General features: G+C 61.6%; 7 protein-coding genes. 3 read left to right on the forward strand and 4 right to left on the reverse strand.

Features of this window, described 5'->3' with window-relative positions; translation table 11 throughout:
* Window positions 1–79: 79 nt before the first annotated feature.
* Both phnX and PMI35_RS06800 read right to left on the reverse strand, forming a co-directional pair.
* A complete protein-coding gene (gene phnX / locus PMI35_RS06805; protein WP_008063862.1) occupies window positions 80–907 on the reverse strand; it encodes a phosphonoacetaldehyde hydrolase in 828 nt (275 codons plus the stop codon).
* A gap of 153 nt (window positions 908–1060) precedes the next feature.
* Window positions 1061–2170 (reverse strand): 2-aminoethylphosphonate--pyruvate transaminase, encoded by a 1110-nt coding sequence (locus PMI35_RS06800; protein WP_008063864.1) that lies wholly within the window; start codon window positions 2168–2170, stop codon window positions 1061–1063.
* Window positions 2171–2279: 109 nt separating this feature from the next.
* Between PMI35_RS06800 and PMI35_RS06795 the strand changes: the two genes are divergently transcribed.
* A complete protein-coding gene (locus PMI35_RS06795) occupies window positions 2280–3143 on the forward strand; it encodes a LysR substrate-binding domain-containing protein (RefSeq protein ID WP_008063875.1) in 864 nt (287 codons plus the stop codon).
* Window positions 3144–3258: 115 nt separating this feature from the next.
* On the opposite strand, the gene PMI35_RS06790 is transcribed toward PMI35_RS06795, so the two are convergent.
* Window positions 3259–4131 (reverse strand): LysR family transcriptional regulator, encoded by an 873-nt coding sequence (locus tag PMI35_RS06790; RefSeq protein ID WP_008063877.1) that lies wholly within the window; start codon window positions 4129–4131, stop codon window positions 3259–3261.
* 264 nt (window positions 4132–4395) lie between these two features.
* Between PMI35_RS06790 and PMI35_RS06785 the strand changes: the two genes are divergently transcribed.
* Window positions 4396–5721 carry an MFS transporter gene (locus PMI35_RS06785; protein ID WP_008063879.1) on the forward strand — a complete coding sequence of 442 codons (1326 nt, stop codon included), beginning with the start codon at window positions 4396–4398 and terminating at the stop codon, window positions 5719–5721.
* A gap of 25 nt (window positions 5722–5746) precedes the next feature.
* Here the strand turns inward: PMI35_RS06785 and PMI35_RS06780 are convergent, their stop codons facing one another.
* Entirely contained in the window at window positions 5747–7156 is a 1410-nt protein-coding gene (locus tag PMI35_RS06780; RefSeq protein WP_008063881.1) for a type VI secretion system Vgr family protein, read from the reverse strand.
* Between the two features lie 225 nt (window positions 7157–7381).
* Here PMI35_RS06780 and PMI35_RS06775 point away from each other — a divergent pair, with 225 nt between their 5' ends.
* Window positions 7382–8086, forward strand: a complete 705-nt coding sequence (locus PMI35_RS06775; RefSeq protein WP_008063883.1) for a YebC/PmpR family DNA-binding transcriptional regulator — start codon at window positions 7382–7384, stop codon at window positions 8084–8086.
* Window positions 8087–8352: the final 266 nt, after the last annotated feature.

Consider the following 8352-nt stretch of genomic DNA (forward strand, 5'->3'; position numbering starts at 1 on the left):
GGCTGCGATCTTTTGATTTTTTCAAGATCAAAAGATCGCAGCCTTCGGCAGCTCCTACAAAGGGCGATGCGCGTTTATATCAATTGCTTTGCGGCATCTCGCCTTTGGCCAGGCGCTGGTTGATGTCGGCAATCACTTGCGGCAAGTCGGTGATGGTGTCGATCATGTAGTGCGGGCGCGAGCCTTCGAACAGCGCGTGAATGCGCTTGCGCTCGCTGTCCAGGGTGTCGCTGTCCAGGGCGCGATAGCCTTCGTAGTCCAGGCCCAGCGCGTTGCCCGAGCAGATCAGCGCCACGGTCCACATGCCGGCACGACGGCCTTCGAGAATGCCCGGCACGGTGTCGTCGATCTTCACGCAGGCGGCAACATCGTCGATGCCCAGGGCGATCACGTTGGCCAATGCCTGGGCGGGCCATGGGCGGCCGTTCGGCACTTCGTCGGTGGCGACCACGTGGTCGGCCACGTAGCCGTTGGTGGCGGCCAGCTCGACGACTTTGTCCATGACCTGTTTCGGGTAACCGGAGCAGGAGCCGATCTTGATCCCCTGCTGACGCAGGTTGGCGATGGTGTCCAGGGCGCCGGGAATCAGCGCAGAGTGTTCGGCGATTTTCTCGATCTGCAGTGGCATGAAGCGCTGGTAGATGGCGGTGACGTCATCGTCGGTCGGCGTACGGCCGAACACCTTGCGATAGCGCTCGGCGACTTGCGGCTGGTCGCACAGGGTGCGGATGTGGTCCCACTTGCCCATGCCCATCGGGCCACGGGCCTCTTCGATGGAGACCTGGACGTCGAACTCGGCGAAGGCCTCGACGAAAATCTGCGTCGGCGCGAACGAGCCGAAATCGACCACAGTGCCGGCCCAGTCGAGGATGGCGGCTTGCAGTTTGGTTGGGGTGGTGTAGTTCATGGTGATCAAATTCCTATGAGAACGAGCTATTCGAGAGTTCGGCGTTCCTGTGGGAGCGGGCTTGCCCGCGATGGGGGCCTGTCAGTCGACATCAATGGTGAATGTCAGACCGCTATCGCGGGCAAGCCCGCTCCCACAAGGATTGGAGGCGATTCAGATTTCGAGTACTTCCATCTCGCGAAGCACTTCGGCAATCGCCGCCACCGCTTCGCGCATTTCCGAAGGTTGCACATGGCCGATGCAGCCGACGCGGAACGTCTCGACCTGGGTCAGCTTGCCGGGGTAGAGGATGTAACCCTTGGCCTTGACCCGCTCGTAGAACTCCTTGAACTGATAACGCGGATCTTTCGGAGCATGGAACGTGGCGATGATCGGCGCCTGGATGGCGGCTGGCAGGAAGCTGCGCAGGCCAAGGTTGGCCATCTCTTCCATCAGGGCCTGGCAGTTGGCGGCATAGCGCTGGTGCCGGGCGGGCAGGCCGCCTTCTTCGTTGTATTGCAGCAGGGCTTCGTGCAGCGCGGCGACCACGTGGGTCGGCGGTGTGAAGCGCCATTGCCCGGTCTTGGCCATGTAGGTGTGCTGGTCGTGCAGGTCCATCGCCAGGGAGTGCGAGTTGCCGGCGGCGTTGGCCAGGGATTCTTTGCGAGCGAAAACGAAACCCATGCCCGGCACGCCTTCCAGGCACTTGCCGGAAGCGGCGATCAGCGCATCGAACGGCACCTGTTGGGCGTCCACCGGCAGCGCGCCGAAGGAGCTCATGGCATCGATGATCAGGCGTTTGCCGTGCTGCGCGACCACCTGGGCGATTTCCGGCAGCGGATTGAGGATGCCGGTGCTGGTTTCGCAGTGAATCAGTGCAACGTGGGTGATGCCATCATCGGCCCGCAGCAGACGGTCGACGTCAGCAGCGGTAGTCGGTTCGTCTTCGGCGGTTTCGAACGTGCTGAACGAGCGCCCCAGCACGTCGCAGATCTTCGCCAGGCGCTTGCCGTAGGCGCCGTTGATCAGCACCAGGACCTTGCCGTCGCGTGGCACCAGCGTGCCGATCGCCGCTTCGACGGCGAAGGTGCCGCTGCCTTGCAGGGGCACGCAGTGGTGGGTGGCCGCGCCGTTGATGATCGCCAGCAGTTGTTCGCAGAGGCCGGCGGTCAGCTGGTTGAAACGGTCATCCCATGAACCCCAGTCAACCATCATCGCCTGGCGGGTGCGGGCCGAAGTAGTCAACGGGCCGGGGGTGAGCAGGATGGGGGCGGCAGTACTCATTCTCGTGTCCTCGCAATCGATGGGATGAAGCTACGGGGCTTAACTTGCAATTTGCCGAGTTATCAATCAAATTGTTTGTTGTTATGCCAGCCATCAGTGAGAGTTATTCATGAACCTGTTTCAGCTCCGCGCTTTCGATGCCGTGGCTCGTGAGGGCAGTTTCACCCGCGCCGCTGCTCGACTGTTCATCAGCCAACCAGCGGTCACCGGGCACATCAAGGCGCTGGAGGAGCACTACCAGATCACCCTGTTGCGCCGCACCGCCCGCCGGGTGGAGCTGACGGAGGAGGGCACCAAGCTTGCGTCGATCACCCGGGCGATGTTCGGCCTGGCCGAGGAGGCGCAAGCGATGCTGGAAGCCAACCGGCAGTTACTGACCGGGCGCCTGGAGGTGGCGGCGGACGGCCCGCACATGGTCATGCCGATGCTCGCGAGCCTGCGTGCGCGTTATCCGGGGATCACCGTGAACCTGCGCCTGGGCAATGCCCAGGAAACTCTGGCGGCGCTGTTGTCCGAGCATGCCGACGTGGCGGTGTTGACCGAGATCGAGCCGCGCAAGGGCCTGCACTTGCAAGCCCTGAGTGAATCACGGATTTGCGCGCTGGTGCCCGAAGGACATCCCTGGGCGCGGCGGACCAAAGGGGTGCCGCTCAAGGAACTGGACCAGGTGATCATGGTGTTGCGTGAACCGAGTTCGATCACCCGACGCACCTTCGATGACGCCTGCGTCCAGGCGAAGGTCAATCCGCGGGTGTTGCTGGAGCTGGACAGCCGGGAAGCGGTAACCGAGGCGGTCGCTGCCGAGTTGGGGGTGGGTGTGGTGTCGTCGGTGGAGGTCAGCCATGACCCGCGGGTGACGGCGGTGCCGATCATTGGCGAGGGATTGGTCAACCGGCACATGATGGGGTGCATGGAGCGGCGGCGGGATTTGCGCTTGATCCAGGCGTTTTTCGGCTTGGCACCCACCTCTTAGACTGAGTTGCCCGCATCGCCAGCAGGCTGGCTCCCACAAGGGGTTTGCATTCGGCCCCAGGGACGACTTACCACCACTGTGGGAGCCAGCCTGCTGGCGATGGGGCCGGACCTGCTTACGCAAGACTCTCGCGCACCATTTCCAGAAACGTCGCCACAATCCGCCGCGAGCTCTGCTCGCGCAAGCACACCAGCGTTTCCGTCAGCCGCCGTTTGCAATCGGTGATCGGCAACGCGCACACCCGCGAGTCGGCGCCGAATTCAGCCGCCGACACCACGCCAATCCCGATCCCCACCACCACCGCCTCACGCGCCGCTTCCCGGCCTTCAACCTCGATCGCCGGGCGAATGCGGAAGCCGGCGCCGGCCATTTCTTCTTCCAGGGTCTGGCGGGTCACCGAACCGATTTCCCGCAACACCAGCGGCGTGTCGTCCAGGTCCGCGAGGGTGATGGATTGGCGATCCGCCCACGGATGATTGCGCGACACGAACGCCACCATCGGGTCATTGCGCAGTGGCAGCGAGATCAATCGTTCGTCGCTCACCTCGCGGCCGAGCAACGCCAGGTCGGCCTGATAGTTGAACAGTCGGAACAGCGACTCATCCGTGTTGCCGGTTTCGATCTTCACGCTGATGCCGGGGTAGCGTTCGCAGAACCGGGCGATCTGTGGCAGCACGTGCACCGGCGCATCCACCGCCAGAATCAGGCTGCCGGTCTGCAACGCCTGGGAATACTGCAGCAATTCCTGGGCCTCGGCTTCGATCACGAACAGTTTCTGGGTGACGCTCAGCAAGCGCTCGCCCAGGTCGGTGAGGCGTACCGAGCGTTTGTTGCGATGGAACAGCAGCACACCGTAGCGCTCTTCGAGTTTGCGCACTTGGTCGGAAATCGCTGGCTGGGTGAGAAACAACCGCTCGGCGGCTTTGGTGAAGCTTCCATGCACGGCCACGGCGTGGAAAGCTTTGAGTTGGGCGTGGGAAACCGACATGGGCATCTCCAGTAACAAGCAGTGCTTATTTTGGAAATACGATAAATCGATTTCACTTATTAAACATTAATTGTTTCTATCCACCTCAGGCTCCGTGACTGCTCAGTCGAACAGCGCGGTTGCCATGAGCCTGTACGTGTAACCACAGGACTCATCTGACCGCAATCGCCTACAGGGACAAGGTGATTGCGCTGTGCTCAACAATAAAAACACAGGCGTTTTTCAAATCTGCCGGCACACTCAGACCCTGAGGTCAGAACCACAATGAACAAGCATTTCGGCACCCTCAAGCGTTGGCGCGTGCAGATCTTCGCGATCACCTGGCTCGCCTACGCCGCGTTCTATTTCACCCGCAAAGCGTTTTCCGTGGCCAAGCTCGGCATCGGCGAAGATCCGACCTTCATGCTCGACAAGATGGCCATGGCCAACCTCGACGCGATTTACCTGACCGCCTACGCCATCGGCCAATTCACCTGGGGCATCCTGGCCGACCGCTTCGGGCCGCGGGTGGTGGTGCTGGGTGGCTTGCTGATTTCTGCGGCGGCGGCGCTGGTGATGGGCAGTTTCGCCACCTTGCCAATCTTCGCCACCTGCATGCTGATTCAAGGCCTGGCGCAGTCCACCGGTTGGTCGGGGTTGTGCAAGAACCTCGGCAGCTTCTTTCCCGCCCAACAGCGCGGGCAGGTATTGGGATTGTGGAGTTCCTGCTACGCCTTCGGCGGCCTGGTGGCATCGCCATTTGCCGGTTGGTGGGCCTATACGCTGATCGGCAGCTGGCATGCGGCGTTTATTTCCAGCGCGGCGGTGGTTGGGCTGGTCGCCGTGCTGTTTTTTATTTTCCAACGCAACAAACCTGAAGATGTGGGCTTGCCAGCCGTGGAGCCTCAACCCGAACTGAGCGTTGAAGAGGCCTATGCCCAAAGCAAAATCAGCGTGCTGGAGCCGTTAAAGGAAATCCTGCGCAACCGCACCGTGCTGATTCTCGGCCTCGCTTACTTCATGTTGAAACCGGCGCGCTACGCGATTCTGCTCTGGGGCCCGGTGATCGTTTTCGAACAGATGCCCTCGGTGGGCAAGGTCGGCGCAGCGATCATTCCCACCGCATTCGAACTGGCCGGCTTGCTCGGCCCGATCCTGATCGGCCTGGCCTCGGACAAGCTGTTCGGCGCCCGGCGCATGCCGGCCTGCGTGCTCAGCCTGTTGGCACTGACCCTGTCCCTGGCGTTTTTCATGGGTGCACTGCACAGCGGTAGCGTGGTGCTGGTGGTGGCCCTGCTGTTCGTCATGGGCCTGACGCTCTACGGACCTGACTCAATGATCAGCGGTGCGGCCGCCATCGATTTCGGCACCGCCAAGGCCGGCGCCACGGCGGCCGGTTTCGTCAACGGTTGCGGTTCGATCGGGGCGATTCTCGGCGGATTGCTGCCAGGCTATTTCGACACCGTGACCGTCTTCATCGTCTTTGCCGGCTGCGCGATGTTCTCTGCCCTGGTGCTGATCCCGCACTGGAACAGCCGCCCCGGGAGCCAGGGTACCCAGCATGCCTGCGTACCGAACCAGGCGATGATCATCAAACCCCTGCGTACCTGACCGATCCGGCAACCGCGGCTGATGCTCAAGGCGCGGGGTCGGTACGACTGATCAACCAGTCGAGCAGCAGGCGAGTGTCACTGCGTGGGGTGTCGGCGCGCACCGCTGGCGGGCGGCGACGCTGTCCACTGCTGGCGCAGAACACCGGACGGTCCGGGTCGCTGTCGAGAAAACTGACCCAGCCATCGCTGCCCGCCGTAGGCAGCGAAATCTCTTGCCCTGGGGCCTGGGGCATTGCCATCGCGACGGGTAGCCACAGCCCTGTGGCCGCCTCGGGATCGACATTCGTATCGGGCCACACACTCACTTGCAGGCGACCTTGATCATCCTGTTTCGCCTGCTGCCCGGCCAGGCCACAGACCCGGGCAGGCTGGAAACCGGGGATGCGCGGCCTGGCCTGGTCCAGGGGTGGGCGAAATATTGTCGACCACGGAATGGCCGTGAACTGATTGCGATAGCGCCGGGCAATGCTGTCCTCAGACAGGATCGAACCCTGCTGACCTTGATGCCGCGCCTGGCAGATCAGCCACTGGTCGTTGAACCCCGGCACGGGATGGTCGGCCACCTGCACGATGCGTGCGCTGCGTAACAGGCACTGATTACTTTGGCCGTGAAGCTGCAGTTGCTGGCAACGCATACGCTGCAGATCGCGGCGTTCGAGTTGATCCCGGTGGCGCTGCTCCTGGGGCGGGCGGGGCGTGTGGGAAAAGGCGTGATTGGCCGCGGCTTCATCGACCTGGATACCGCGATTTTTCGCCTCCACTCGTGGGTAAACGGCTTGTGAGTCATGGCGCTGGAACAGCTCGCTGATCACAGGTGCGGTGCTTTCGACCGATTCATCGCAGTGGAAAGGCATCAGCAGCGGCTCTTGGGGAAAACTCATGTTGTCGTCGGCCAATACCAGCACATGCCCGTGGCGCGAGTGTTCGAAGTGATAGTGAATGCCTTCCTCCTCGCACAGGCGCTGCAGCAAGGCCAGGTCGGTTTCCTCGTACTGGATGCAAAAGGGCCGCAGGGGATAGTGCCCGTCTGCCAGTTCCAGGCGATAGCTGTCGGCGTGCAAGTCATGTTCCTCCAGCAGCTGGAGCAGGATCATGGGCACGCTGAGGCGCTGGAAGACCCGCCGCGATCTGTATCGATCCAGCGCTTGAAGGGCGGGCACCAGGACCAGTTTATAACCGACCCGGCCGCGCCCTCGATGTTCGCAGCTGGCGCTGTGCAGCACGCCATGGATGCCCTGGCCTTGCCCAAGGTCGAGCAGTGCCTGTTGTTGCAACAGCCGTTCAAGGTTGAGGGCCGGTGCCAGGCCGATCACTTCGATATCGAATCGATAGGGTTGGTTGAGGGCCTCGTGCCCACTGAACTGCACTATTTGCAAACTCAGGTGGTCGTCGAGGAGTGTCAGGGTGAAGGGACTTTCCTTGTCGTTGTGCATCGGACGCGCTTCTGCCATGGAGTATGGCCGCAGAGAGTACGAAACCCGCGTGCCTTGTGGACATCGCCAACTGAAATTTCAGAATCGCCCTACAACCATCGGTAAAGATTTCGATCCGTGGATGAGCCTGAGATTTTTTGGTCGATTGCCAACTTTAGGCCGTATAAACTTGGCGGCATGCGTCGGCCAATAGATGTTTCGGCGCCATAGACAAGAGAGTGAGTAATGGGCGCACAGTGGAAGGTTAAACACAAAGAAGCGGCAGCCAACGCCAAGGGCAAGATCTTCGGCAAACTGGTGAAGGAAATCACCATTGCTGCGCGCAACGGTGCCGATACCGCCACCAACGCACACCTGCGTCTGGTGGTCGAACAGGCGAAAAAGGCCTCGATGCCCAAGGAAACCCTGGATCGCGCCATCAAGAAAGGCGCCGGTCTGCTGGGCGAAACCGTGCAATACCATCGCGTCACCTATGAAGGCTTCGCGCCGCACCAGGTGCCGCTGATCGTTGAGTGCGTGACGGATAATATCAACCGTACCGTCGCTGAAATCCGTGTGGCTTTCCGCAAGGGCCAACTGGGCGCTTCCGGTTCGGTGGCCTGGGACTTCAACCACGTGGGCATGATCGAGGCCTCGCCGGACACCCCGGATGCGGATCCGGAAATGGCCGCGATCGAAGCCGGTGCCCAGGATTTCGAGCCGGGGGAAGACGGCGCGACGCTGTTCCTGACTGAACCTACGGACCTGGACGCGGTACAGAAAGCCCTGCCTGAGCAAGGTTTCACCGTGTTGTCGGCCAAGCTGGGCTACCAGCCGAAGAACCCGGTCAGCGGCCTGAGCGATGAGCAGATGGCTGAGGTCGAAGCGTTCCTCGAAGGCCTCGATAACCATGACGACGTGCAGGATATGTTTGTCGGCCTGGCGGGTTAACTTCCGCCCTCACGGCGACTGAAAAACCATCCTTGTAGGAGCCAGGCTTGCCGGCGAAGGCGGCCTGGCATCCGACTAATCTCTCTCGACTTTACCCGATCCACTGTGGGAGCTGGCTTGTCGGGTCGCCGCATCGCAGCGATGACGGCCTAACAGCTGACCATTCTCGTTCAGGTGTACATATCCATTCCTGCGGTAACGGCCACCTGTGGTTTCGCTCTTACAGCGAGTCACTTGGAAAAGCCCCAAGTAACCAAGGGCTCTTG

Origin of the sequence: Pseudomonas sp. GM78 (assembly GCF_000282475.1) — a bacterium.
Taxonomy (GTDB): domain Bacteria; phylum Pseudomonadota; class Gammaproteobacteria; order Pseudomonadales; family Pseudomonadaceae; genus Aquipseudomonas.